The sequence below is a fragment of the Cerasicoccus frondis genome, from assembly GCA_031296915.1.
Classification (GTDB): domain Bacteria; phylum Verrucomicrobiota; class Verrucomicrobiia; order Opitutales; family Cerasicoccaceae; genus Cerasicoccus; species Cerasicoccus frondis.
Map to the genome: position 1 here is coordinate 1 of JAVDPC010000069.1, position 539 is coordinate 539.

A 539-nucleotide genomic window follows, 5' to 3' on the forward strand; every position below is an offset into this window, starting at 1 on the left:
GATGGCAATTCCTCAGTGTGATTGGAATGCCTTTTCTGTAGTGGAGTGGCTTTGGGTCTCCGGGTCTTGGCGTGAACCACTCATGCGTAATGATCTCACGCGAAGACGCAAAGGCGCGAAGAAATGCTAAGGAGGGGCATATTGACGAACGTCGAGGAGAGGCGCGCCGTTAGGCGTTGCCTCCTCTGACTGGTTCTGCCTTCATAGTTTGGCAATTAAGGTTAACTTGGTTATCGGCTCCCAAGTGTTCAAATTCTTTGGTTATTCTTTCCCAAACTTTCATTACGCCTCCCGGCTTCTCTTTCAGTCTAGTCGCCAATTCTTTTCCTACGTCAGTTAGGAGTACTTTCTTTCCTTCTTTTCTTAGTAAGCCCTTTGACTCAAGCCACTTCATAGAACTTGATATTTCTTTCTGTGTCGGGACTGCGTGATTAATTCCATCAGCAACCGATTCGATTTCTCGATGCTTCACTCCTTTTTCAGCCCCGACAGCAGAGGCAGCATAGAATATCCAAGAGTATATCTGAGCTTCAGTCATT

Annotated in this window: 1 protein-coding gene; it reads right to left on the minus strand. The window is 46.6% G+C overall.

Translation table 11 applies throughout. The features are described 5' to 3' along the window. Positions 1–169: 169 nt before the first annotated feature. Positions 170–539, minus strand: a 370-nt coding sequence (locus tag RBB63_RS23595) for a hypothetical protein (protein ID WP_309387902.1), incomplete at its 5' end; no start/stop codon positions are given.